The following is a 24,672-nucleotide window of genomic DNA, read 5'->3' as shown; positions in this document are numbered from 1 at the left end:
CCGTTACCAAATGAACGCCGAGACGCGATGATTCCCGCCGCGAAGAGCAAGCACCGGTCGACGCTCCAACTCACCGTCGTACTGCTTGCCCTGACCGGGATCTTCCTGAACCAGTCAGGCGTCATCGGGGGCGTCAACCTGTCCCTCGCGGACCCCCTGATGCTGTTGCTTCTGCTCTCTGCGGCGACAGCCAAGCAACTGCGTGTCCCCACGACACCGCTGCTGTTCTTCCTGCTCGTGAGCAGCACCACGTTGCTCACCACCATCCTGCTGACGCCCATGTGGGCGCCCTCGGGGGTCCCGGCATCGTCAGTCCTGGCCTCGTTCGTGAAGCTATTGACATGCTTCGGGTACTTCATACTCGGGGCCCACCTGGCGCGCACAGGCAATGGCCAACGGATCCTGAGGTACTTCGCGCTCGGCGCCACGCTCGTCTCTGCGGTCGGGGTCGTCTCGCTCATCACCCCCCTGCCCGGAACCGGCAGCATGTACTACGCAGGGGTCAGGTTCCGGGGACTGATGAATGATCCGAACTACTTCGCCATCCTGGCGATCTGCGGCCTTGCCGCCATCGCCCATGACGAGGAAATCAAGACCAGAACCAGACTCGTCGCCTACCCGGTACTGGCCGGCGCCATCCTGTTGTCCGGGTCGAAAACGGGACTGGTCGTCCTGATCCTCTTCGCGATGAGCCGGGCACTGTTCAGGTGGCGCACGCCCCGACAAGGGCGCCGCACGCAACTGTCGGCCCTGGGTCTGATGGCAACCCTGGTCGTCGCCCTGTGCCTGCTCATCGTCGCCTGGAACGGACCATGGGCCCAGAGCCTCGCCCAAACGTTCGAGACCATCCCGGCCCTCAACAGGCTCGTGCCGCTGCTGACTGACTTCGGCTCAGCACTCGAGCAGAGCGGCTCCGACAGGGACGCCTCGTGGCAGGGCGCCCTCACCCTTATTGCGACGTCCCCCCTGGTGGGTGTCGGACTCGGCTCCTACAGCCACGTGCTCGCTGCCCTGACCGGGACCGAAGCGATCGCCCACAACACCTACCTGCAGCTTGCCGCCGAATGGGGGCTCGTCCTCACCGCCATCTTCTTCGCATGGGTGATCTACCTGATGACGAGAAAACCCCGGTCGTCCGCAGCCGGCATCATTGCCCTCGCTGCCACCAGCAAGTCCGTGCTGCTGGTACTGTTCGCCGGTTCACTGGCGATCTCACTCAACAATGCCCGACTCTTCTGGCTCGTGCTCGGGATGCTGGCAGCGCTCCAGGTGCGAGATCTCACCGCTGAACACCAGGCAGCCGTTCCCGCCCCGGATCCGCAGCCCGCTGTCGAAAAGCTGCCGGCCACGGCAGCCTCAAGCTGACACCGGCTGCGACGATTCCGCCCGGCACCGACTGCGGAAGAACCCCACCATTGCACCCAGCCGAATCGCGTTGAGCGCCCCGGTCATCGCGAAAGCAGACATCAGCGGCGGCACCCCGAGTGCCAGCAGCGCACCACCGACGCCAGCCGAACCCACGATGGCCACGGCATAGGCGCGGGACTGCTCGCGATACCTGTTCAGCACCGACAGCGCAGTGCTGAAGACGTAACTCGGCACGACCGCCACCGCGCCGATTGCCAACACCAACAGTTCCCAGCGGCCCACGCGGAACTCGTGGCCGAAGACGAGGCCGAGCACCCACGACCCACATGCCACCACCACAAGGACACCGGCCGCGCCCAGCAGGACACTCCATTTCGAGAGACGCGCAGTCCGGGCAGCCAGGGCCAGCACCCCGTCAGCCTGGGTGAGGGTTCGAAAGTGCGTGACCTGGATGGTCTGGAGTGCGGCACCGAGCAGGTTCACCGCCGTCAACAGGTAACTGGCAGTCGTGAACACCCCCACCGTCTGCCGGCCGGCCACCAGCGAGAGCAGCAGCACGGGCAGGTAGGTGCCCAGCGCCGCGAGTCCTTGCGACATCGTCACCGGCAGCCCCTGCCGCAACAGGTACATCCAGTCCACGCCTGCCGGGGTCGCCGAACGCGCCTGCGCCTGCCCGTCCACACGTCGTCCCCACCACCACGCCGCAGCACACGCAATGGCCGAGGCCAGCGCGGACGCCGCCACCCCCGCGGCCATGGAGCCGGTGGCCACCACGGCCACGGTCGCCAGCACGCAGGTGGCTGCCGCGTTGCCCAACGTCACCAGGCCCAACAGCCCGAGTTCGCCACCGCGCTGGATGCGTCCGTACAACAGGTCAGCGAGCGCGTTGGCCACTTTCAGGATGACCAGCCAGATGCCCACTTCGAGGCTGGCACGGCCGGATGCCATGAACGCGACGATCGCCAGGACTGTGACCGCTGCCAAGCCGGCCCCGGCCAACCTCATGGCCAGGTAGACGCCCCAGGGCACGCGACGCTGCAGTGTCAGGTAAAGGGTTCGCAATCCCCACTGGCCGACGACGAACACCGGCGTGGCAATGGCCAGCAGTGCCGAGTACTCGCCCACCGCCTCGGCCCCGCCCACGGCCCGCGCAAACAGCCACACGAGGTACCACTGAGAGATGGCGACGGCGAACGTCCCGGCGCTGGCGAGCAGCGAACCAAGTCGACCAGCCCCGCAGATGCGCAGCCTCATGCCGTCGCGCTGGTGTAGGCCTGCTGCCCGAACTCGATGTAGTCCTGCGGCGACAGTGCCCACCCTGCCGAGCCCGACAGTGTGCTTCGTCCAGCCGCGACCACGGCGTCGCCGGGGACGAGTTCGCGAATCAGGCGCACCTCGTCAAGACCCACGTCCTGCGCAAAATCGCTGATCTTCGCATGATGCCCGAACGCCAGGAAGGGCACGTGGCACAGGTAGGCCACGATGATCCCATGCAGCCGCTGGGACCACACCGCTGCGGAGCCCGCGATGATGTCGATCGTCTGGTCGACTGACTCGAAGGCCTCGACCGTCATGTCAAGACCGAGACCGGACAGCCCGTCCCTGACGGCGTGCGACAGCGCGAGGTCGCCGCGACGGGGATGCACATTGAGTGCCAGGATCTTCACCGGCACCGCCACCGCCGACAGCATGGGACGAAGCATCGCCACCAACTGCGCCGAGGTCGCACCGGAGTCATTGGACAGGCAGATCGTCAGGTATCGGCGGTGCTCGGCGGGTCGGGATGGCATCGGGTGCAGCGCCGCGAGGTCCGTGCCGAGGATGACACCTGCACCGATTCTGTCCGCCGAGGCACGGTCACGGACCACGACTCGGTCCATCTTGCGGACGTACTCAATGGACCGGGCTCGCGCCTCGTCGGTTCGCCACGGACCGAGGGAGACGCCCAGCGCCTCAATGCTTCGGGACTGGCCGAACAACCGGTCGCGCCACTTCTGGGTCCCCCGCACGTCTTCCAGGACCGAACCCCCACACAGGGCGATGGTGTCACTCCACAGTCCACCTGCCACCATCTCGCCGGTGCGCACCAGCGAGCCGAGCGCGCCCGCACTGGTGCGCAGTGCCTGGCCGGGGGCCACAAAAGAACGAACCGTGGCCTGCCGGCCCCACAGCAGGTCGCTCCTCAGCTGCACTGTCCTTCGGAACAGCTCGTCGCCGAAGTTCCCCCAGCCGTAGTACCCCACGGCCTGCACCCGCTTGGTCATGCTGTCCTTCCCCGACAATCCATCAGCTCGGCAATCCATCAGCTCGGCAATCCATCAGCTCGTCAATCCCTCAGCTCACGCGCGCCCGGCGCAGGCCGAGCCGAGCGAGTCGGATGCCCACACGCACCGTGAGGCTCGCCAGCCCCAGGCCCAGCTCGGCCAGGCTCAACCGGCCTGCTCGGCGCTCTGCCCACAGCGCCCGGTACTCGCCCCGGATCATCTTCCACACTGCGCCAGACAGTCCTGACTCGCCGTAGACGGCCTTGAACTGGATGCAGTAGGGGAATTCCACCCTCAGCATCGGTCGCCCCAGCGCCGCGATCGAGAGCCACAGCTCCCAGTCCTCGCTGTACCGACGCGCGGCAGGGAACCGGTGGGGCAGGTCTCGGGCCACCATCACCGACGACGTCGGCACCTGGTTGCGCAGCAGGAAGCCGCGTTTGGTGAGGCGCGTCGCAGGCGTGCGGTCCGCCAATGAGACCCCAGCCGCGGCCCAGGCCTGGTACCCCAGCCCGCACTGCGACGCAATCAGTACTGGCTTGTCGTCACGCAGTGCGTCAGCCGCCCGCAGCTGTGCCTCGACCTTGCGGGGATGCCACGCGTCGTCGCTGTCCAGGAAGGCGACCCAGTGCCCTTCGGCAGCCTGCCAGCCGGCATTGCGTGCCTCTCCCGGTCCACCGTTCCGGGGCATCGACACCAGCCGCGCGTTGCTCATCCGGGCGACGATGCCTGCCGCAGCACGAGCCTCGGCCTCCGTGGAGCAGTCGTCGACGACGACCACCTCCCGGACGGGCAGGGTCTGGGCAGCAACGGAGTCCAGCGCCCGCGCGAGGGTGGACGATGAGTTGAAGAACGGGATGACCACGCTCACGTCAGCGGTGTGCATGGTCACCGGCTCCTTCCCGCACCACGGGATCGGGCCCACTGCTGCTCGATGTTGTCGAGTTGCAGGTCCCAGATCCGCGACTGTTCGAAGTCGTTCACAGCGCGTTCCCTGGCAGCCTCACCATGCCGTCGGACCTGCTCGGGGTCGTCGATGTACCGCTCGATGGCGTCAGCAAGAGCAGCGGCATCGCGCACGGGGAACACCTGCCCTGTCGCGCCAGCCACCACAGAGTCCACCGCCCCGGTGGCGTCAGAGACGATGGCGGGGACGCCCATGCTGGCTGCCTCCAGCACCACATTCGGGAAGCCCTCGCGCAACGTCGGCAGACACAGCACGTCGGCGGCGGCGATGTAGGGCCGCACATCGGTCGCAGAGCCCACAAGATGCACGAGGTCGCTGACCGCATCAGGCACCAGGCTGCCGACGTCGACATTCTCGACTGGGCCCACGATCAATGCCCGCACCCGGCGTCCACGATCACGACACATCCCCAGCGCCTGCACCAGGGTGTCGATGCCCTTGTCAATCGCCAGGCGCCCGATGAAGACGATCGCCAGGTCATCCGGCTGCAATGCCAGGAAGCGGCGCGTCCGGTCGTCCGGGGGGCCACCGCTCGAGGGGGCGAAGTGCATGACATCCACCCCGTGCGAACTACCCGCCCCGAGCACCCGTACGGGTCGACGCCCCACGAGGCCCTCGCTCGCGAGTTCCTCGGCAAGGCTCGCACTGTTGGCCACCACCTGGGTCGAGGCCATGACGGCCACCCGCTCGAGGGCGGCGAGCACCCGCCTCTTCAGACCGGTCTCCGTCTCGAGCCGCAAGCCCCAGACCTGGTAGATCCGCACCGGCACGCGGGCGATGACCGCCGCGACGGTACCGAGCAGACCCGCCTTGGGCGTCGCAGTGACGACCACGTCGGGCCTGTCCTTCGCCAGCAGGTACAGCGTCTGGGCGAGGGCCTTGACGTCGGCCCAGGGTGCGGGTTCACGTTCGAAGTCCACCGAGCGCCCTCTTGCACCCTCGGCCTCAGCCCAGGGCTCGAGGCGCCCGGTCGACCGCGCGAAGACCTGGACATCCCAGCCATGCAGACCCAGGTGGCGCACGTACCCCTTGAGGAATGTCACCGCGGTGACCTCGGCTGTGACAATCAACGTCACCTTCCTGGGTCTCGCCCCGTTCACCACCGTGCCGGCACCCCCACTGCGATGCTGTCCGCGGGCACTGCCCTGGTGACGCACGCGCAGGCGCCGATGATGCACCGCGGCCCCACGTGCAATTGCTGCAGCACCACCGCGCCCGCACCCACCAGCGTCTGCTCGTCGATGAGGCACTCCCCCGAGATGATTGATCCCGGGTTGAGCGACACGAAGTCGGCGAGTTCGCTGTCGTGGCCGATGGTCACGTTCGGGTTCACGTGCACATGCCGACCGAAACGCACATTCGTCGAGACGGCGGCCCCCGCGCAGACCACGCTGCCCTGACTCGGCTCGCTGCCTGCCCCGAACGTCGCGCTGGGATGCACGGCGGTGAAGGCCTCACGACCTGCCTCGTCCAGCCGCGCCACCAACCGCGCACGCACGGCCGGGCTGCCGATGCCCAGCACATACTGCACGTCGGCCGCGGCCGTCGCGATCCACGTTTCCAGTCCGCCCAGGTGGCGCACACCGCGCCCCGCGAGCCGGTCGAGATTGGTCGCGGACGGCGCGTCGTCCACCACACCGAGAACCTCGAGGTGCGCCCCGGACGAGACCATCGCCTCGAGCACATCAAGGGATTCGCGGCCGAAGCCGGACGCGCCGACCACCACGACCTGCTGCGCACCACTCATCCGAGGAACTCACTCATCGTCGCCTCGCCCTGCTGCGAGATGCCCTCGCGCTTGAGCACTGACCCCACCGTCATGGCGAGGATCTTCAGGTCGAGCGCGAGCGAACGTGCATCGACGTACTCGACGTCCAGGGCGAACTTCTGTTCCCAGCTCAACCCATTGCGCCCAGAGGCCTGCGCCAGCCCGGTGATGCCCGGACGCACCTCGTGGCGGCGGGCCTGCTCGGGGGTGTAGCGGTCGAGGTAGCGCACCAGCAAGGGCCGCGGGCCGACAAGGCTCATGTCGCCCTTGAGCACGTTCACCAGGGTTGGCAGTTCGTCCAGGCTGGTGGCCCGCAGAAACCTGCCGACCCCCGTGAGCCGCTGGGCGTCGGTCTGGTGGGTCGGGTCGGGGTGGCGCATCGTGCGGAACTTCACCAGTTCGAAGATCTCACCGTCACGTCCCGGGCGTTCCTGACGGAAGAGCACCGGGCGACCGTGCGCAGCCAGCACCACTGCGGCCGTGACCAGCTGCACGGGGGCGCTGACGACGAGGCCCACGGCACTCGCAGCGATGTCCAGCAGACGCTTGGGGGTGTCGTAGGGACGGCGTTCACGCATGGACCGACGCCTTGGCAAGGAAACTGTTGACGGCAGCGTCGATCCGGTCGATCTGCGGCTGCTTCAGCACCGATCCGCTGGGCAGTGACAGACCGGTGCGGAACAGCCGCTCGCCGGTGGCATCGACGAAGCTGCGCATCTCGGAGTACACAGGCTGCAGGTGCATCGGCTTCCACAGCGGACGCGATTCAATCTGCTCGGCCAGCAGCGCCAGACGCAGGTCTTCTGAGGTGAAGCCCGCCAACTCGGGGTCGACGAGCACCGAGGTCAACCAGAAGTTGTCCTGGGTGTCTCCCCCATCGGCGCCCGAGGGCTCACCAAAGATGCTGACACCGGGCACACCGGCGAACAGGTCACGGTAGTGCAGGCGCAGCAACCGGCGGCGCTCGATCATCTCGGGCAACCGGGCCAGCTGGGCGCGACCCAGCGCAGCGAGCTGGTTCGACATGCGGTAGTTGTAGCCGATGTCGGTGTGCTCGTAGTGCACCACAGGCTGGCGTGCCTGGCTCGCGAGGTAGCGCACGTGGGTGGCAACGCCCGGGTCGTCGGTGAGCAGGGCACCGCCGCCTGACGTCGTCATGATCTTGTTGCCATTGAACGACACTGCAGCCATCTCACCGAAGGCTGCGGACGACCGGCCATTGCGGATGGCACCCAGCGATTCCGCGGCGTCAGAAATCACCGGCACCCCGTAGGCGTCGGCGATCGCGCCGATGCGCTCGTGGTCGACGACCTTGCCGAGCAGGTCGACGGGCATGACGGCGCTGACTTCACGGCCTTCAGCCGACAGGGTCTTGAAGGCCTGCTCGAGCTGGTCAGGGTCCATGTTCCCGGCATCGTCACTGCCGACGAACACCGGCTCGGCACCGGTGTACATGATCGCGTTGGCCGTCGCCGCGAACGTCATCGTCGAGGTGAGCACCAGGTCACCGGGCTTGATGCCGAGGGTGACCAGACCCATGTGCAGGGCCGCGGTGCCGGACGACAGCGCCACACAGTGCCGGCGTCCGGTGTACTCGGCCAGTTCTGCCTCAAAGGCGTCGAGCTCCGGCCCCAGTGGCGCCACCCATCCGGAGCGGACGGCGCGGACGATCGCGGCCTCCTCGGCCTCGCCCACATCGGGTGAGGACAGGAAGATGCGCTCATTGGGCGGGGCAGCCACGGCGGCTTCGGCAGGTGCGGGGCCGCCACCCATCAGGTCGGCGAGTTCGGCTTCCTGTAGTTCTTCGATCGAGACCCGGCCAGCAGCCAGCTGTTGCAGGGTGGGCATGACGACGGTGTTGATCTGGTGCGCCTCGAACTCGCGGGTGACGCCATCAATGAATGCAGGCGAAGCGCTGGGGATCGCCACGAGTACTGTGTGCACGCCCATCGCGGCGGCCAGTCGCGGTACATCTTCCCGCGCACCCAGGACCCGACCCGCCGCGAGGCGCAGGTTGCGGTTGTCGGGGTCGTCGTCGATGTACCCGACGATGTCATAAGGCGTCTCGGGGTCGAACAGCAGCAACTGCCCGATGTTGCCGCCCGCATTGCCGGCGCCGTAGATGAGCACCCGTTCCTTGCCGCTGGCGACCGAGTGGTGCAGGCGCATGGACTGCTGCCGCTGCAGCACACGGTAGAAGCCCATCAGCGCGAGCGCACCCAGTGGCACCGTGAACGCCACACCCCGTGGGAACAGGGGCACGAAGCCGAGGAAGATCACGGCGCAGACGAAGCCGATCCCAGCCACGACCAGCGCCAGCAACGATGCCTCCTGGAACGACCCGATGCGGGCCCGGCCCCGGTAGAGCCGCAGCCACCACGCAATGCAGACATGCAACACCACGGCCACGACCGGGTAGAAGACCACTCCGGTCCACTGGACAGCACTGAGCTGAAAATCATATCGAGCCGCAGCAAAGAACAAGGTCGCGACGGGCCAGGAGGCAATGTCGAGCAGTGCGAAAAACGCCCTTTTGCGACGCGCGTCAACCTGATACACAATGATCCTTCCAGAAGGAATGAGGGGAAATCACCACTTGGGCGATGGCGCTGAATCGCTACCGTGGACTGCGGCTGACCAGCTTGCTCGGCACGAACATGTGGACGTGTTTCGCTGCTAGGGGTTCACCACCCCGGCGATCGTGTCAACGGCCCCACGGATGAGTCCGTAGCTGTGCTCGAACTGCTGCTGGGACTGCCGGTAGGGATCAGGCACCTCGACGGCGGCATCGTGGCGCGTTCGTCCACGGGCGGCAGTCGCCAGCGGCACGAGGGCTTGAAGCCGATCCACCGGGGTCTGTCGGCCAGCCAGCGCGGAGGGATCGAGTTGGCCCACGATGTCGGCGAACTCCAGCAGGGTGAACGTTCGCCGGACGGTGGCCGGGGCGAGTTCAACGATCGCTGAACGATGGTCAAGGTCCATGGCCAGCACGAGGCCAGCGCCCCTGAGTTCGTCCTCTGCCAGTTGGCGGGCCCGGAACCCGGCATGGTCGAGCTTGTCGGACTGCAGCAGCGATGCCATCTGCGGGTCCACCGCTCGGCCCACCAGCGCTCCGGTGCCGGCACTGCGCACTCGCACGGATGGCCCGAGGGCATCCTGGAGCAGCACCTCACCGGCAGGTGATCGGCAGATGTTGCCGGTGCACACCACCAGGATCTCGAACGGCTCCCCGGCTGCGGTCACCATGACGCCGCCAGATCTGCGCTGCGCATTGCCCGGGCAGGCGTGGCGTCGGGCTGGGGCTCGTCGAGAGCGCGAGTGGGCGCCTCGGGTGCTGCCACATCGCCATAGGCCTCGCCGTAGTAGCGACTGCGCCGGCTGCCGGCATCCTCAGCCTTGAGCTTGTTCAGCACAATGCCCATCACCCGTCCTTCGGCGGTCTGGACGGCGGTGATCGAGTCCTCCAGCTGGGTGACATCGCCTCGTCCGCTTTCGACGACAAGCAGCACGCCGCCGACTGCCGAGGCAAGCACTGCGGTGTCGGCGACCATGCCGACCGGGGCGGTGTCCACAAGAACCCAGTCGTAGTGGTTCAGCCCCTCGGTGATGAGGTCACGCATGGCAGAGGACCCCAACAGCTCGGACGGGTTGGGGGGCACCCGCCCGGCGGCGAGCACGTCGACGCCGTGGACCGGCTGGACCACGTCCTCGAGGTGGGCCCTTCCGACCAGGATGGTGCTCAGCCCGGCGTTGGACTCCAGGTTGAGCCGCGGGGCGACTCGGGGGCGCCGCAGGTCTGCGTCGATGAGCAGCACGCGCTTGCCGGCCTGCGCCAACGCGATCGCGGTGTTGAGCACCGTCGTCGTCTTGCCCTCGGAGTTCAACGATGATGAGAACGCGATGGCCCCGCCGCGGGGCCCGACCCCGAGGAACTGCAGGTTGGTGCGCAGGCGCCGGAACTCCTCAGCATGCAGCGAGTACGGGTCGGTGATGACGGGCAGGGGATGCTTCTTCGTCTCGGGGTCGTACGCCATGGTGGCCACGACCGGCACGTCCGTGACCTTCGCGATGTCCTCGGCGTTTCGCACCTTGGTGTCCAGCACCCGACGCAGGACAGCCTGACCGACGCCCACCAACAGGCCGAGCAACAGTCCGAGGGCCAGGTTCTGTGCGACCCTCGGCGTCGTCCACGATGTCGGGACGGTCGCCGGCGTGATGACCGTGGCGATCACGGTGGCCTGACCCGAAGAACTCTTGGGCGAAAGGTTCGCCACGGTCTTGATCAGCTGGTCGCCGGTCGCCCTGGCGGTTGCCGCCGCTCGGTTGGCGTCCGTGTCAACAACCGAGATGTTGAGGATCGACGTATTGGCGGGCACCTGCACGGTGACCCGACCCGCCAGCTGACCTGCGGAGATGCCAAGTTGCAGTTGGTCCACCACCGGCTGCAGCACAACGGGTGCCTCGATGATCTGGGCGAACGACTTCACCTGGCGTTCGGTGTAGGACGAACCCTGCGAGAGGTCGGCGGCGCTGTCGCCACTCTGCACCGTGAGGTACACCGACACCGACGAGGTGTACGTGGGGGTGGCCAGCAGCGAGGCGATGGCGCCAACGGCGAGCCCCATCAGGGTCACCGCTGTGATGCTGATCCAGAACTTGCGCAGAATCTGCAAGTAGTCCGTCAATCCCATACGTGGGAACCTCTCTGTTGGCTACTTCAGGCCTTCGACAAGTTGGGCAGCGATTCGTTGACTTGATTCATCGGTCAGGTCACCATTGGCATAGGAGCTGGCCGTGGCGACCACCGAACTGGTGTCGATCCAGATGGCATTGCCGTCCGCCGCCACCGTCTTGAGTGTCTCGGCATGGGTGGTGAGCCAGACCGGGTGTGTGGCGCGCGAGCTGATCGGCGTCATGAAGACGATCCTCGCCCGCGGCACCGCCTGCTTCAGCGCATTCAGGGTGGCAGTGGCGTCCGCAGCGAGCGGTACGTCGCCATCGACCTCACCCCCGACAACCACGACGACGGCGGGTTTCGCAGCGGCGACCTTGGCAGCCGAATCCTTGAAAGACGTGCAGGGGGCGACAGGGCAGCTTCCCGGCGCTTTGGTGTACCCCGTGCCGCTTGCGGCCATGTTCACCACGGTCATGCCGAGTGCCTCACCCGCATACTTGGGCCATGACGCGGCGGCCGAGTACCCGTCACCGAGCACCACCAGGGTGCCCTGCGCCTGCGACTGCGCGGGACTGGCCGAGGCTGAGGGACTCGAACCATCCGTCGGCGTGGGAGTGACCGGCACCTCACCAGTGGGCCGCGAGGGCGTCCCGGTGGTGTGGGTGGCCGCGGGTCGGGACAGCGCCAGCCAGGACAAGGCCAACGCAACGACCGCCAGCAGGACGAGCCCCACCACCGCGCTTCGCTTCGGCACTCATCCTCCTCAAAAACTCGCTGTCGCACGCCAAGACCGCAGGAAGTGTATCGACCGGGTCACGATTTCCTGAAATCGGAACGACCGGACGAGAATGCGCGACATGGACCCAAGATAGCCCCATCGCGGCAGCGTCGACGAGCGATCCACGGAAACCCACTGCAACATATTCTGCGACGTTGTTTCAATAACAACGTGATGAAAACGAAAACGACGTCACACAATTCTGGAGGGTGTCCGGCCCGGTCTGCGTACCCCTCCTACTGGACGTCTCCTACTGGACGTCGCAGCACCCTCCCCGGCCCACATCGGGCCTGGGAGGGTGCTTGCCTGTTACCGTCGCCCATGACCATCACCATGAACAACGTCGGCATCGTCGTCGAAGACCTCAGCACGACGATCGACTTCTTCACCGCACTGGGCCTCGAACTCGAGGGTCGCCAGCTGGTCGAGGGCGACTGGGCCGGTCGGGTCACCGGCCTGGGCCACCAACGCGTCGAAATCGCGATGCTGCGCACTCCCGACGGCCACTCGCGCCTGGAGCTGTCCCGCTTCCTCGAACCCGACGTCATCGCCGACAACCGCCGCGCGCCCGTGAACGCGCTGGGTTACCTGCGGGTGATGTTCCAGGTGGACGACCTGGACGCCACACTGACGTCGGCCTTCGAGCATGGCGCACAGCTCGAAGGCACGGTCGAGCGATACCTGGACATCTACCGGCTCTGCTACCTCCGCGGGCCCGAGGGAATCCTTATCGGGCTCGCGGAGGAGCTGGGCTGATCACTCAGCCGCGGCAGTAGCCTCGTCCTGGACAGGTGCCTCGACCGGCTCGGATTCGATGATGACCGGGGTCTCGTCAACCACCGGGGTCTCGTCAACCACGACCGGCTCCGGCTTGCCCGCAGCCCGGCGCGCCCGACGTCGACGCGGCGCGGGCTCCTCAGCAGCCGGCTCGTCCTTCGGCGCTTCCTTGGCCGGCTCATCCTTCACCGGCTCGGTCTTCGCCTTGTGCGCCATCGCCGGCACCGGACCATGCCCTCCCCCGCGACGATGGCGATCGCCACCATCGGCCGGGGCCTGCGAATCCACCGGCTCGGTGAACTTGTGGTAGCCGCGTCCGCCACAGTGCTCACACTGCTCGGTGAACGCCTCGGCCAGCCCCGTGCCGATCTTCTTGCGGGTCATCTGCACCAGGCCGAGGCTCGACACCTCGGCGACCTGGTGCCTCGTCCGGTCACGGGCCAGGCATTCGGTCAGGCGGCGCAGCAGCAGCTCACGGTTGCTGGGCAGCACCATGTCGATGAAGTCGATCACGATGATGCCGCCGATGTCGCGCAGCCGCAGCTGGCGCACGACCTCTTCGGCTGCCTCGAGGTTGTTGCTGGTGACGGTGGCCTCAAGGTTGCCGGCGCTGCCGGTGAACCGGCCGGTGTTGACGTCGATGACCGTCATGGCTTCGGTGCGGTCGATCACCAGCGAACCACCCGAGGGCAGGAACACCTTGCGTTCCAGCGCCTTCGAGATCTGCTCGTCGATGCGGTACTTCGCCCACAGGTCACCATCGCCTGCTTCGTGGCGCTTGACCCGCTCGAGCAGGTGCGGGGCGACGTGTTCGACGTAGTTGATGATCGTGTCGCCGACGTCCTCGGTGCCACCGGCCCCCTCGACGACCAGCTCGTGGAAGTCCTCGGTGAACAGGTCACGCACGATGCGCACGGTCGGCACCGGCTCGGCATACAGCAGCTGCGGGGCCGAACCCTGCTTGACCTTCTTCTCGATGGCCTCCCACTGCGCCTTCAGTCGGGTGACGTCGCGCACCAGTTCGTCCTCCGAGGCGCCCTCGGCGGCCGTGCGCACGATCACCGACGAATCCTCGTCGATCAGGTGGCCGAGAATCTCCTTCAGGCGGTGCCGCTCGGTGTCGGCGAGCTTGCGGCTGATGCCCGACAGCTGGCCACCGGGTGAGTACACGACATAGCGGCCCGGGATCGAGATGTGGCTGGTAAGGCGCGCACCCTTGGCACCGACCGGGTCTTTCGACACCTGGACGAGCACGGTCTGGCCCGACTTGAACACCTGCTCGACCTTGCGCTGGCCGCCCTGGGCGCCGAAGCTGTCCCAGTCAACCTCGCCGGCATAGAGCACGGCATTGCGGCCGCGGCCGATGTCGATGAAGGCCGCCTCCATGCTGGGCAGCACATTCTGCACTCGTCCCAGGTAGACGTTGCCGATCAGCGACTGCGCGGTGGCCCGGTCGACGTAGTGCTCGACCAGGATGTCGTCCTCGAGCACCGCGAGCTGCGTGTAGTCGGCGCGCTGGCGAATGAGCATCGACCGCTTGACCGACTCGCGACGGGCCAGGAACTCGGCCTCGCTCAGGATCGGCGCGCGGCGGCGCCCGGCAGCGCGCCCCTCGCGGCGGCGCTGGCGCTTGGCCTCAAGTCGGGTCGAACCCTCGATGCCGGTGACCTCATCGGCGGCGCTGCGGTGGGCACGCGGCTCGCGCACCCGCACCACGACATCGCTGGGGTCATCATCAGCACCGGACGCGTCTTCGCCGCGACGGCGACGGCGCCTGCGACGACGGCGGCCGGTGTCGGCCTGGTCAACGTTCTCGTCACCCTCGGTGGCCTCAGTGGCGTCGGCGGTCGTCTCGTCGCCCTCGTCGGTCGACGCCTCGGCATCGGTGTCTGCTTCGGCCTCGGCGGAATCAGACCCGCGACGACGGCGGCGCCCACCCCGGCGACGGCGGCGGCGACGGTTGCCCGAGTCACCCTCGTCATCGGAATCCTCGCTGGACTCGTCCTCGGTGGTGGCATCGTCGGTGGCGGCATCGTCGGTGGCGGACTCATCGGTGGACGATTCATCCTCGATGACCGCATCCTGGGCGACGACCTCGGTGGCCTCGGGGGCCTCGGTCGCCGCCTGCTCGTCGGTCTCGGCAGTGGTCTGTTCGGCGGTGGCCTCGACCTCGACCTCGGCCTCATCCTCGGCCTCGTCCTCGGCCACGGGGGCGGCATCAAAGGTCACGACGGGCGCAGCACCGGCAATGGACGCCGCGAGCGACTGCAGCACTGCGGCCGCATCGCCGTCACCGGACGTGGCGAAGGGGTTCGCGACGACTCCGCTGACTTTGCGGCCCGCGCGGCCGGTGCCCTGACGACCGGCCGCGGCCTCGGCGGCGGCACGCAGGCGCTCGCCGAGCTCGTCGGTGGATTCGCTGGCCTCCATGGGCTCATCGGCGCTCGGCGAGGTCACCGGCTCAGCCGCCTTCTTGCGGCGGCGGGTGGTCGTGGGAGCGCCTTCTTCACGCGCGGCGCGCTTGCGCGGCGTGGTCTTGCGGGCCGCGGTCTTGCGCGGGGCTGGCTCAACGACGTCTTCTTCAGCGGTGGTGTCGGCCTCGGCGGCGGCCTCGGGCTGGTCGAGCGGCGCAGGCTCCGGCTCAGGCTGCGGCACGGGTTCAGGCTGCGGCGCGTCAGCGACCGGCTCGGGCGTGGTCACGACGGCCGGCTTCACCGCGGTGCTGGGCGGGCCCGAGGGCCGGGTGGCGGCGCGACGGCGACGCACGGGCCTGGTGGCCTGGGGCTCGTCGACAGGGGTGGAGTTTTCGGTGGTGTTCTCATCGAGCATGGCGGCTCCTGGCACACGAAGGTGCGGTTCGGGGCACGGCGAACCGTGTCCAAAGCAGGCGGGTCGGCAGCTGCCGGCTACCCCCGCGGTCGAGGTTTCGTCGCGGTGTGGCTAGCGGTACTGCTGCCGGTACTGGGCACATCTGGTGCCCGTTCCCTGCCTGCCAGTATGCCACACAGCCCCTCGGTGACGTGATTCTCCGCTACCGCACCGCCACCGGGGTGTCGCTGAAGGGGTCGACGAGCACCCCCTGCGCCGCGGGCACCGGCAGTCGTCCTTGTGCCAGTCGGGTGAGCAGTGCCGGACGAGCGGAGCCCAGCCCGGGCTCGAGCTGGCGCAGCGCCTGGACCACATCATCGGGTCGCACCAGCGGGGCCTCGTGGCGTCCGATGAAGAACAACTGACCGGTGGCCGACTCGACGCGCAACTCGACCAGCGCGGCGCGCACATCGAACTCGCGCATGCCGCTCTTGGTCATGCGCTTCACCGTGACCGACTCGCTGGCGAGCAGTGCGTCGACGGCCCGGGCGAGGGTGGCCTGGTCGACCTCGCCGAGGTCGATCAACCACGCGGAGGCCACGAGCAGGTCGTTGAACGACTCCTTGCCGGCCTCGACAACCTCGAGCACATCAAGGCCCGGGCCGAGCACCTCGTTGAGGGCGGCGGCCACCTTGTCGGGATCACAGACCTCGCTGAGGCCGAGCTCGAGGTATTCCGCCTCGGTGGCGGCTGAGGTGGGCGAGGCATTGGCATACGAGATGCGCGGGTGCGGCGAGAACCCCGATGAATACGCCATCGGGATCTCAGCGCGCCGCAGCGCCCGCTCGAGCGCTCGCCCGACGTCACGGTGGCTGGTGAACCGGGCCGGACCCCGCTTGGCATAGCGCACGCGCAGGCGCTGCACGGGTGGGGCCTGCTGCTCGGGCTGGCGCCGCTTCTTGGGCTCGGGGGCGGTGTTCTCGCTCATCGCCGACCATTGAACCACCTGCGGGCGGGCGCGTGAGCCGCCGTTGGTCATCACCCCAGCGCCCCTGAACCGACAGTGTGTGAAAAGACGTCTCCCAAGACGTCTTTTCACACACTGTTGCCGGGCTCATGACCCGCCGACGCCACAGAATGGGACGCATGCGCCCCCATCAGCTCCCCCCGGCACTGGCTGAGCTCGTCCATGCCCAGCGAGGCGTCATGTCGAATGCGCAGGCTCGGGCACACGGGTTGAGCCGCACGCAAGTGCAAACGCTGCCGGACCATGGCTGGCAGCGGCTGCTGCACGGGGTGTACTCCAGCGCCGGCGCCGACTGGCAGCAGCGGGCCTGGGCTGGCGTGCTGGCAGGGGGGGAACAAGCCGTGCTTGGCGGGTTGGTCGCTGCCAAGCTGCACGAACTGCACAGGGGTGGCGTCGACCTCATCGAGGTCTGGCTGCCCCCGAACGCCAATGCCGTCCGCCAGCAACCCGGTTGGAGGTTTCGCCGTGGCCATCGCGCCGGCCACAGCTCACCTGCGCGGCTCTCGATAGAGCAGACGGTGCTCGATCTCTGCGCAGGCGAATCCATCGACGGCCAGGCAGGTTGGGTGACCCGGGCGGTGGTGGGGCGCCGGACGACCACGTCTCGGCTGCGCGCGACACTCGAGGGCGCCACGCGCTTGAAAGGGCGCGCGTCGGTGGTGCAGCTGCTGGACTGGCTCGACAGCGGCATCGAGAGCCCGCTGGAACTGCGCTACCGCCGCGATGTCGAGAAGGCCCACGCGCTGCCGACGGGTCTGCGGCAGGTTTCGATGAGCAAGCGCACCCGCACCGATGTTGTCTATGCCGACTTCAACACCCTCATCGAACTTGACGGCGAGCTGGGCCATCGTGGGGCCGGTGAAGTGCGCGATGCCTGGCGTGATGCCGAGCACCTCACCATGGGGCTGGTCACGATGAGGTTTGGGTGGATCGACGTGTTCCACCGAGCCTGCGGGGTGGCGGGGCTCGTGGCCCGGGTGCTGCGCCAGCGCGGCTGGCAGGGCTACCCGCAGCCATGTCCCGCATGCGGCCCCTTGTAAGCACCCGCGTGACCACCCGCCGCGGCAGCTCGTCCGACAGTGTGTGAAAAGACGTCTCTGGGCACGTCTTTTCACACACTGTCGCCCCCGCTCTCCCCCAGACCCCACCCCCACCCCGGACGAAACCACACCCACGCCGCGGCCCACGTAGACTCCTGAGCTTGTGAGCCACAACCCCGCACCCACCGCAGCCGCCCCCTGGTGGAGCAAAGGCGCCCTCATGCTCGTCGCCATCCTGGTGATGGCCTACAACCTGCGCCCCGTGGCCACCGAGATCGGCCCCGTCATGAGCAACCTGCAGGCCGACCTCGGCCTGTCCGGCATCACTGCGGGCCTGCTCACCTCGCTGCCGACCATCTGCTTCGCCATCTTCGGCTTCGCCGCCCCGTGGCTGGCCACCCGCATCGGCATGCACCGGCTCATCCTGGTCGCGATGCTGGCCCTGCTCGTGGGCAGCGTGGCCCGCACGTTCACCAGCAACCAGTACGTGTTCCTGGCGCTGTCCGTGCTGGCGCTGGCCGGCATGGCCGTCGGCAATGTGCTGGCCCCGAGCGTGATCCGGCGGCACTTCCCGCACCAGATCGGGTTGGTCACCGCGCTGTACTCGCTGCTGCTCTCGATCGGCGTCACTGTCGCCAGTGCATTCACCGTGCCCATGACCATTGCACTGGGCGGCTGGCGGCAGGCCTACCTGGCCTCTGCCGTCACCGCCCTGCTCGCCGTGATCCCGTGGCTCTTCGCCATCGGCTTCGACAAGGCCAATCCCCAGACCGCCTCAGCCAAACCCGCCTCGCCGATCACGCTCACCAGCGTGGCCCGCACCCCGCTGGGCTGGGCCATCGCCATCTTCTTCGGCATGCAGTCGGCACAGGCCTATTCGCTGTTCGGCTGGATGCCCCTGATCTACACCGACGCCGGCATGAGCCAGACCGACGCCGGCTGGATGCTCGGCATCACCACCGGTGTCGGCGTTCCCCTGGCGTTCCTGTGGCCCGCATACATGCAGCGCAACCCGCGCCCCATCACGCTGCAGGTGATCATCGGGCTGTGCGGCCTCGCGGCCTACACCGGCCTGCTGGTCGCGCCGATGACCATGCCCTGGCTGTGGGCGACGCTGGCCGCCATCGGCACGTCGAGCTTCCCGCTCATCCTGGGCCTGTTCGCCATGAAGGGCCGCACCGGCGCCGGCACCGTCGCCCTCAGCGGGTTCGGCCAGGGCGCCGGTTATGCGATCGCGCTGTTCGGGCCGTTCCTGGTCGGCGTGCTCTACGAGGCCACCGGCGGTTGGACGGCCCCGCTGCTGCTGATGCTGGCCATGTCGTTGGCGATGAGCACCGCAGGTTTCATCACCGTGAGCTGCGGCACCATTGAGGACGAGCTGGGCCTGGCACCCGCCAAGCACTGACAGGCCGCGAAGCCCTAGGCCAGGTCGCGCCCCACCACCGACAACGGCAGCAGTTGGCGACCCGTCGGCCCGATCTGGATTTCGGTCGACATCTGCGGGCACACGCCGCAGTCATAACACGGCGTCCAGCGGCAGTCCTCGACCTCCTGCTCGTCGATGGCGTCCTGCCAGTCCTCCCACAGCCAGTCGCGGTCCAGGCCGGCGTCCAGGTGGTCCCAGGGCAGCACCTCGTCGTAGTCCCGCTCGCGGGTGGTGAACCAGTCCAGGTCGACAGGCTCGCCGGCGAGTGCATCGCGGCTCGCCTCGACCCAGCGGTCATAGCTGAAGTGCTCGCTCCAGCCGTCGAACATGCCGCCGCGGCGCCACACCTCTTCGATGACCCGGCCCACCCGACGGTCGCCGCGTGACAGCAGTCCCTCGATGATCCCGGGTCGTCCATCGTGGTAGCGCATGCCGATGGCTTTGCCGTACTGCTTGTTGGCCTTGATCTTTTCGCGCAGCTTGAACAGCCGGTCGTCGACGACCTCGGCCGACGTCTGCCCGGCCCACTGGAACGGCGTGTGCGGCTTGGGCACGAACCCGCCGATCGAGACGGTGCACCGGATGTCGCGCGTGCCCGAGGCCTGGCGACCGGTCTCGATGACCCGAGCGGCCATGTCGGCGATCGCCAGCACGTCCTCGTCGGTCTCGGTGGGCAGCCCGCACATGAAATACAACTTCACCTGCCGCCAGCCATTGCCGAAAGCCGTCGCGACGGTGTTGATCAGGTCGTCCTCGCTGACCATCTTGTTGATCACCTTGCGCATGCGCTCAGAGCCGCCCTCGGGAGCGAACGTGAGGCCCGAACGGCGGCCGTTGCGCGACAGTTCGTTGGCGAGGTCGATGTTGAACGCGTCCACGCGGGTCGACGGCAGCGACAGTGAGACATTCGTGCCCTCGTAACGGTCGGCCAGCTGCTTGGTGATGTCGCCGATCTCGGAATGGTCGGCACTCGACAGCGACAGCAACCCGACCTCTTCGAGGCCGGTGGCCTTCAGCCCGTCCGCGACCATCTGGCCGACGGTCTCGATGCTGCGCTCGCGCACCGGACGGGTGATCATGCCGGCCTGGCAGAACCGGCAGCCACGGGTGCAGCCACGGAAGATCTCGACTGAATAGCGCTCGTGCACCGTCTCGGCCAGCGGCACGATCGGCTTGCGGGGGTAGGGCCACTCGTCCAGGTTCATCAGGGTGTGCTTGCGCACCTGGAACGGCACCTGCGGCAGCGTCGGCGCCACCCGCTGGATGCGCCCGTCCGGCAGGTAGGTGACCTCGTAGAACTTCGGCACATAGACCGAACCGGTCGACGCGAGCCGCAGCAACAGGCCGTGGCGGCCATCGGGGCGGCCATCGGCCTTCCATTCCTGGATGATTTCGCTGACCAGCAGCGACGCCTCTTCACCATCGCCGATGATGGCGGCGTCGATGAAGTCGGCGATCGGCTCGGGGTTGAACGCGGCGTGCCCCCCGGCCAGCACGATCGGGTCATGCTCGCCGCGGTCGACGGCGTGCAGCGGCAGCTGGGCCAGGTGCAGCGCCTGCAGCATGTTGGTGTAACCCAATTCGGTGGCAAAGCTGAGACCCAGCACGTCGAACGCGCCGACGGGGCGGTGCGTGTCGAGGGTGAACTGCGGGATGCCGTGGGCCTGCATCAGGTCGGCCAGGTCGGGCCACACGGAATAGGTGCGCTCGGCGAGGATCCAGTCGCGCTCGTTGAGGATCTCGTAGAGGATCGCCACACCCTGGTTGGGCTGGCCCACCTCATAGGCGTCGGGGTACATGAGCGCCCAGCGGACGGTCTCGTGGCCGGCATCGGCGCCGCAGTCCCAGGCCTTGCGCACGGAATTGTGCTCGCCACCGACGTACTGGATCGGCTTGCTGACCTGCGCCAGCAGCGGTTCCAGCTTCGGGAAGAGGGTTTCGGGCTCAGTCATGGTGCTCATTGCGACCAAGGATAAGTGATCTTCGCCACGCAACCTACGGGCGCGCACTCACAGCTGCGGGAACCACAACCCGATCTCGCGGGTGGCCGTCGCGGGTGAGTCGGACGCATGCACGACGTTGCGCTGGTAGAAGATCGAGAAATCCCCGCGGATGGTGCCGGGAGCGGCCAGCCCCGCATCGGTCGAGCCGTTCAGCAGCCGCACGATGTCGATGGCCCGCTCACCCTGCAGCACCATCACCACGACGGGCCCCGAGGTGATGAACTGGATCAGCGTCGGGTAGTACGGGCGGCCCTCGTGTTCGGCGTAGTGGGCGGCGGCAAGCTGCTGGTCGACGTGGCGCAGCTCAAGCGCTGCCAGGGTCAACCCCTTGGTCAGGTAGCGGTCGAGGATCTTGCCCGCGAGCCCGCGCGAGACGGCGTCGGGCTTGAGGATCACCAGGGTCTGCGAACCGTCCGCGGGGCTGAAGGTGGCATCAGTCATGCGCCGGAGCCTACTGGTCGCGGGCCGCTGCCTGCGATTCGAGCCGACGGCCCAGGATCACGCACATCAACCAGACCACGGCAAAGATGATGCCGACGGCAAACATCATCGACGTCATCAGGCCCATCGCGATGGCACCGGCCTGCACCACCAGGCCGAGCACCTGGCCCCACGGCCGCTTGACGCGCATGGCGGCCACGACCGCCGCCACGCAGGCGACCACGACGATGGTGATGCTCAGCGCGGTGTCGCGGTGGTCGATCAAGAGCATGCCGGGCAGCGCCAGGATGAAGATGATCACCTCGAACCACAGCGTCATGGCCATGGCGCGCAGCAGCGGGTTGGTCGGCGGAAGGATCACCATGCCTCCTCGGCGTCGTCGAGCCCCAGGTCAGCCCGGGTCGGGCCCACCCGCAGCAGGGCGTCGTTGGCGGCCTCGTGCTGTTCGGCGAGCCGGGCGGGCAGCAGCAGCGCGCGTGCCTCGCCGGCCGCGATGACCGAGCCGAGCACGAGCACACCGGCACCGGCGCCTGCCTCGTCCGCGAGCAGGGTGGCCTTCTCGAGTGCCTGGGCCATCGTGTCGGCACGGTCGACGCGGGCGGCACCGAAGACCCCCTCGGCACGTTCGGCCAGCTCGTCAACCGTCATGCCGCGGTCAGTCGAGCTGACCGTGGTGACCACCACGTGGTCGAGCACCTCGTCGAGCAGGGTGAGCACGTCGTCGACGGCCTTGTCGCGCATCATCGCGAGCACGCCGACCATGGGCTGGAATCCGTAGGCCTCGGCGGCGCCGGCCAGCGTGGCGCGCACGCCGTGCGGGTTGTGGGCGGTGTCGACGACGATCGGCGGTGAGGTGCGCATCAGCTCGAGGCGTGCGGGGGCCTCGACGGCGTTGAATCCGTCGACGATGATGTCGGGCTCGAGCCCCTTGCCGCCCATGAACGCTTCGACGGCGGCCAGTGCGAGTGCCGCATTGGCGGCCATGTGTTCGCCATGCAGCGGCAGGTGCACGTCACCGACGGGGCCCTGGGCACTCTGCAGGCGCAGCAGTTGGCCACCGACCGCACGGTGGCGGTCGAGCAGCCCGAAGCCGGGGCCTTCGAGCACCGGCAGCGCGCCGACCTCGGCGCAGCGTGCGAGCAGCACCGTGGCGGCCTCGGGTTGCTGGGCGGCGATCACGGCGGTGGCGCCGGGCTTGATGATGCCGGCCTTCTCGGCGGCGATCGCTGCGACCGTCTCGCCCAGCAGGTGGGTGTGGTCGAGGTCGATGGGGGTGATCACGGCCACCTGGCCATCGGCGACATTGGTGGCGTCCCAGCGCCCGCCCATGCCGACCTCGAGCACCATGACGTCAACGGGTGCGTCGGCGAAGATGGCGAACGACAGGGCGGTCATCACTTCGAAGAAGGTCATGGGCACGCCGTCGATGCGCTGCTCGTCGACCATCTCGACCAGCGGGGCAATCTGGGCCCAGGCCTCGTCGAAGACCTCGACGCTGACGGGCTCGCCGTCCAGGCAGATGCGTTCGGTGATGTCGATCAGGTGCGGGCTGGCGGTGCGCCCGGTGCGCAGGCCTTGGGCCCGCAGCAGCGCATCGATCATGGCGGCGGTGCTGCCCTTGCCGTTGGTGCCGGTGATGTGGATGACCGGTGCCGACTTCTCGGGGTTGCCGAGCAGGTCGCACAGCGCCTGCACGCGGCCGAGGCTGGGCGCGACGCGATGTTCGGGCCACCGGCTGACGAGGTCAGCGGTGATGGCCCCGTGTGAGGACGGCGCCGGTGAGGTGGGTTCGTGGAATGCCATGGTGGGCCAAGCCTAGCGACCCTGCCCGCTGTGACCGTTCCACCGCTGGGTATGCTCTGCAGCGTGACCGAGGCTCTCCCGAAGCACCAGCCCCAGCGTGATCGTGCGTCCGCTCGTCCGGCGACCCGGCAGTGGTGGGGACGCGACGTGCGCGACTGGGTCGGGCTGGTGGCGCGACTGGTGCTCGGTGGTTCGCTGCTGGTGGCCGGACTGTTGAAGATCGGCAACCTGGAAGACAGCGTCTTGTCGGTGCGCGCCTACCAGCTGCTGCCCTTCGACATGTCCAAGTGGGTCGGCTATGCGTTGCCGCCGTTGGAGATCCTGCTGGGCCTGCTGATCGTGGCCGGCATCGCCACCCGTTGGACGGCCCTGCTGGGATCGCTGGTGATGGTGGCTTTCATGTTCGGCATCGCCTCGGCGTGGGCGCGCGGGCTGAGCATCGACTGCGGCTGTTTCGGCACCGGCGGCCTGGTCAACCCGGAACAGACGAAGTACCCCCAGGAGCTGGCGCGCGATGCGCTGTTCCTGCTGGCGGGCGTGTGGCTGGTGGTGCGACCACGCAGTGTGTTCGCGGTCGATAACCTGCTGTTCCCGGACGACGCGCCGCAATTTCATGAGTTTGCTGATGATGACGAATTGACCAAGGAAGACGGGGAATGAGCACCAAGAAGGCCACCGGCAAGATGGCTGCCGAGACCACCACCCGCCGCGAGCAGCTGCGCGCCCAGCAAGAGGCACAGGCCCGGAAGCAGAAGACGGCACGCCTGGCGATGATCATCGTGACCAGCGTCGTCGCCCTGGCGATCATCGCCGTGGTGGCCACGGTCGTCATCCAGGACCAGCGCCGCAAGAGCCAGCAGGCGGCCAACGAGGCGTCCTCGCAGATCACCCCGCCCAACGCGGTGGGGCAAGAGGCGATCCTGGCGCTGCCCGCCAAGGCCGCCGAGGCGAAGTACACGCTGAACATCTACATGGACTACCAGTGCCCGATCTGCAAGCAGTCCGAGGACATGTACGCCCAGGTCTGGACCGACCTGGCGAATGAGGGCTTCGTCAAGCTGCAGGTGCACCCCATGACGTTCATGGACGGCAACCTGAAGAACGATTCGTCGACGAAGGTGGCCATCGCCGCAGCGTGCGCCGACACCACCGGGCGCTACTGGGAGTTCCACGGTGCGGCGTTCAAGCACCAGCCGGCGAACGAGGGTGCGGGTTACACCGACCAGGACATCACGAAGACGATCCCCGAGCAGGCTGGCATCACCGGGGCCGAGTACGACAAGTGGAAGTCCTGCTATGACTCGAAGGCCACCTCGCAGTTCGTGCGCCTGACCGACGAGAACGCGTTCAAGGCCGGTGTCACCGGCACCCCCACCATCATGGTCAACGGCAAGAACCCGCAGGTGCAGGGCGATGGCCGCATGGTCGACTGGTGGAAGGTGCTCGACCCCACCACCGATGCCTGGAAGAAGGCCATCGAGAGCGCAGCCAACAGCTGACGGATTCGAACCCACGCGGGCGGGTTCA

Annotated in this window: 22 protein-coding genes; 6 read left to right on the top strand and 16 right to left on the bottom strand. The window is 67.8% G+C overall.

The window, feature by feature from the left end:
* Window positions 1-27 precede the first annotated feature (27 nt).
* On the top strand, window positions 28-1,365 hold the full coding sequence (locus ACQCX5_RS13130; protein WP_434542490.1) for an O-antigen ligase family protein: 1,338 nt from the start codon (window positions 28-30) through the stop codon (window positions 1,363-1,365).
* Here ACQCX5_RS13130 and ACQCX5_RS13125 read toward each other — a convergent pair.
* The 10 genes from ACQCX5_RS13125 to ACQCX5_RS13080 form a co-directional block, all read right to left on the bottom strand.
* Window positions 1,357-2,622 carry a lipopolysaccharide biosynthesis protein gene (locus ACQCX5_RS13125; protein ID WP_434542489.1) on the bottom strand — a complete coding sequence of 422 codons (1,266 nt, stop codon included), beginning with the start codon at window positions 2,620-2,622 and terminating at the stop codon, window positions 1,357-1,359. The two genes, ACQCX5_RS13130 and ACQCX5_RS13125, sit on opposite strands and share 9 nt — an antisense overlap.
* Window positions 2,619-3,632 (bottom strand): polysaccharide pyruvyl transferase family protein, encoded by a 1,014-nt coding sequence (locus ACQCX5_RS13120; RefSeq protein WP_434542488.1) that lies wholly within the window; start codon window positions 3,630-3,632, stop codon window positions 2,619-2,621. Before ACQCX5_RS13120 ends, ACQCX5_RS13125 begins: the two co-directional genes overlap by 4 nt.
* A gap of 70 nt (window positions 3,633-3,702) precedes the next feature.
* Window positions 3,703-4,518 (bottom strand): glycosyltransferase family 2 protein, encoded by an 816-nt coding sequence (locus tag ACQCX5_RS13115; protein ID WP_434542487.1) that lies wholly within the window; start codon window positions 4,516-4,518, stop codon window positions 3,703-3,705.
* 2 nt (window positions 4,519-4,520) lie between these two features.
* Complete coding sequence (locus ACQCX5_RS13110; RefSeq protein ID WP_434542486.1) at window positions 4,521-5,669, bottom strand: glycosyltransferase family 4 protein; 1,149 nt, start codon at window positions 5,667-5,669, stop codon at window positions 4,521-4,523.
* Window positions 5,670-5,695: 26 nt separating this feature from the next.
* The gene (locus ACQCX5_RS13105) at window positions 5,696-6,346 is read right to left on the bottom strand and encodes an acetyltransferase (protein ID WP_434542485.1); all 651 of its coding nucleotides are present in this window, start codon (window positions 6,344-6,346) and stop codon (window positions 5,696-5,698) included.
* Window positions 6,343-6,945: a sugar transferase gene (locus tag ACQCX5_RS13100; RefSeq protein WP_434542484.1), complete on the bottom strand. Its 603-nt coding sequence runs from the start codon at window positions 6,943-6,945 to the stop codon at window positions 6,343-6,345. The genes ACQCX5_RS13105 and ACQCX5_RS13100 overlap by 4 nt, the downstream gene beginning before the upstream one ends.
* A complete protein-coding gene (locus ACQCX5_RS13095) occupies window positions 6,938-8,794 on the bottom strand; it encodes an aminotransferase class I/II-fold pyridoxal phosphate-dependent enzyme (RefSeq protein ID WP_434542483.1) in 1,857 nt (618 codons plus the stop codon). The genes ACQCX5_RS13100 and ACQCX5_RS13095 overlap by 8 nt, the downstream gene beginning before the upstream one ends.
* Window positions 8,795-9,043: 249 nt before the next feature.
* Window positions 9,044-9,613 carry a hypothetical protein gene (locus ACQCX5_RS13090; protein ID WP_434542482.1) on the bottom strand — a complete coding sequence of 190 codons (570 nt, stop codon included), beginning with the start codon at window positions 9,611-9,613 and terminating at the stop codon, window positions 9,044-9,046.
* Window positions 9,607-11,058, bottom strand: coding sequence for a polysaccharide biosynthesis tyrosine autokinase (locus ACQCX5_RS13085; RefSeq protein WP_434542481.1), 1,452 nt, complete (start codon window positions 11,056-11,058; stop codon window positions 9,607-9,609). Before ACQCX5_RS13085 ends, ACQCX5_RS13090 begins: the two co-directional genes overlap by 7 nt.
* A gap of 21 nt (window positions 11,059-11,079) precedes the next feature.
* Window positions 11,080-11,796 carry a hypothetical protein gene (locus tag ACQCX5_RS13080; RefSeq protein WP_434542480.1) on the bottom strand — a complete coding sequence of 239 codons (717 nt, stop codon included), beginning with the start codon at window positions 11,794-11,796 and terminating at the stop codon, window positions 11,080-11,082.
* 345 nt (window positions 11,797-12,141) lie between these two features.
* Between ACQCX5_RS13080 and ACQCX5_RS13075 the strand changes: the two genes are divergently transcribed.
* Window positions 12,142-12,576: a VOC family protein gene (locus tag ACQCX5_RS13075; RefSeq protein WP_434542479.1), complete on the top strand. Its 435-nt coding sequence runs from the start codon at window positions 12,142-12,144 to the stop codon at window positions 12,574-12,576.
* On the opposite strand, the gene ACQCX5_RS13070 is transcribed toward ACQCX5_RS13075, so the two are convergent.
* Both ACQCX5_RS13070 and ACQCX5_RS13065 read right to left on the bottom strand, forming a co-directional pair.
* Entirely contained in the window at window positions 12,577-15,426 is a 2,850-nt protein-coding gene (locus tag ACQCX5_RS13070; RefSeq protein WP_434542478.1) for an Rne/Rng family ribonuclease, read from the bottom strand.
* Window positions 15,427-15,628: 202 nt separating this feature from the next.
* Window positions 15,629-16,393, bottom strand: a complete 765-nt coding sequence (locus tag ACQCX5_RS13065; protein WP_434542477.1) for a TIGR03936 family radical SAM-associated protein — start codon at window positions 16,391-16,393, stop codon at window positions 15,629-15,631.
* A 158-nt stretch (window positions 16,394-16,551) separates the two neighbouring features.
* Here ACQCX5_RS13065 and ACQCX5_RS13060 point away from each other — a divergent pair, with 158 nt between their 5' ends.
* Both ACQCX5_RS13060 and ACQCX5_RS13055 read left to right on the top strand, forming a co-directional pair.
* Window positions 16,552-17,472, top strand: a complete 921-nt coding sequence (locus ACQCX5_RS13060) for a hypothetical protein (protein ID WP_434542476.1) — start codon at window positions 16,552-16,554, stop codon at window positions 17,470-17,472.
* A 163-nt stretch (window positions 17,473-17,635) separates the two neighbouring features.
* Entirely contained in the window at window positions 17,636-18,877 is a 1,242-nt protein-coding gene (locus tag ACQCX5_RS13055; protein ID WP_434542475.1) for an MFS transporter, read from the top strand.
* Between the two features lie 14 nt (window positions 18,878-18,891).
* On the opposite strand, the gene ACQCX5_RS13050 is transcribed toward ACQCX5_RS13055, so the two are convergent.
* The 4 genes from ACQCX5_RS13050 to ACQCX5_RS13035 are packed head-to-tail and all read right to left on the bottom strand — an operon-like array spanning window position 18,892 to window position 23,145.
* On the bottom strand, window positions 18,892-20,850 hold the full coding sequence (locus tag ACQCX5_RS13050) for a TIGR03960 family B12-binding radical SAM protein (RefSeq protein WP_434542558.1): 1,959 nt from the start codon (window positions 20,848-20,850) through the stop codon (window positions 18,892-18,894).
* A gap of 57 nt (window positions 20,851-20,907) precedes the next feature.
* Window positions 20,908-21,342 (bottom strand): nucleoside-diphosphate kinase, encoded by a 435-nt coding sequence (gene ndk, locus ACQCX5_RS13045; RefSeq protein ID WP_434542474.1) that lies wholly within the window; start codon window positions 21,340-21,342, stop codon window positions 20,908-20,910.
* Between the two features lie 10 nt (window positions 21,343-21,352).
* Window positions 21,353-21,703, bottom strand: a complete 351-nt coding sequence (locus tag ACQCX5_RS13040) for a DUF4233 domain-containing protein (RefSeq protein ID WP_434542473.1) — start codon at window positions 21,701-21,703, stop codon at window positions 21,353-21,355.
* Complete coding sequence (locus tag ACQCX5_RS13035) at window positions 21,700-23,145, bottom strand: bifunctional folylpolyglutamate synthase/dihydrofolate synthase (RefSeq protein ID WP_434542472.1); 1,446 nt, start codon at window positions 23,143-23,145, stop codon at window positions 21,700-21,702. Before ACQCX5_RS13035 ends, ACQCX5_RS13040 begins: the two co-directional genes overlap by 4 nt.
* 147 nt (window positions 23,146-23,292) lie before the next feature.
* Here ACQCX5_RS13035 and ACQCX5_RS13030 point away from each other — a divergent pair, with 147 nt between their 5' ends.
* Window positions 23,293-23,805, top strand: a complete 513-nt coding sequence (locus ACQCX5_RS13030) for a DoxX family protein (RefSeq protein ID WP_434542471.1) — start codon at window positions 23,293-23,295, stop codon at window positions 23,803-23,805.
* Window positions 23,802-24,644, top strand: coding sequence for a thioredoxin domain-containing protein (locus ACQCX5_RS13025; RefSeq protein ID WP_434542470.1), 843 nt, complete (start codon window positions 23,802-23,804; stop codon window positions 24,642-24,644). Before ACQCX5_RS13030 ends, ACQCX5_RS13025 begins: the two co-directional genes overlap by 4 nt.
* Window positions 24,645-24,672 lie beyond the last annotated feature (28 nt).

Origin of the sequence: Aestuariimicrobium sp. G57 (genome assembly GCF_050110855.1) — a bacterium.
In the GTDB taxonomy this organism is placed as follows: Bacteria; Actinomycetota; Actinomycetes; order Propionibacteriales; family Propionibacteriaceae; genus Aestuariimicrobium.
This window is presented reverse-complemented; position numbering and strand designations above follow the sequence as displayed.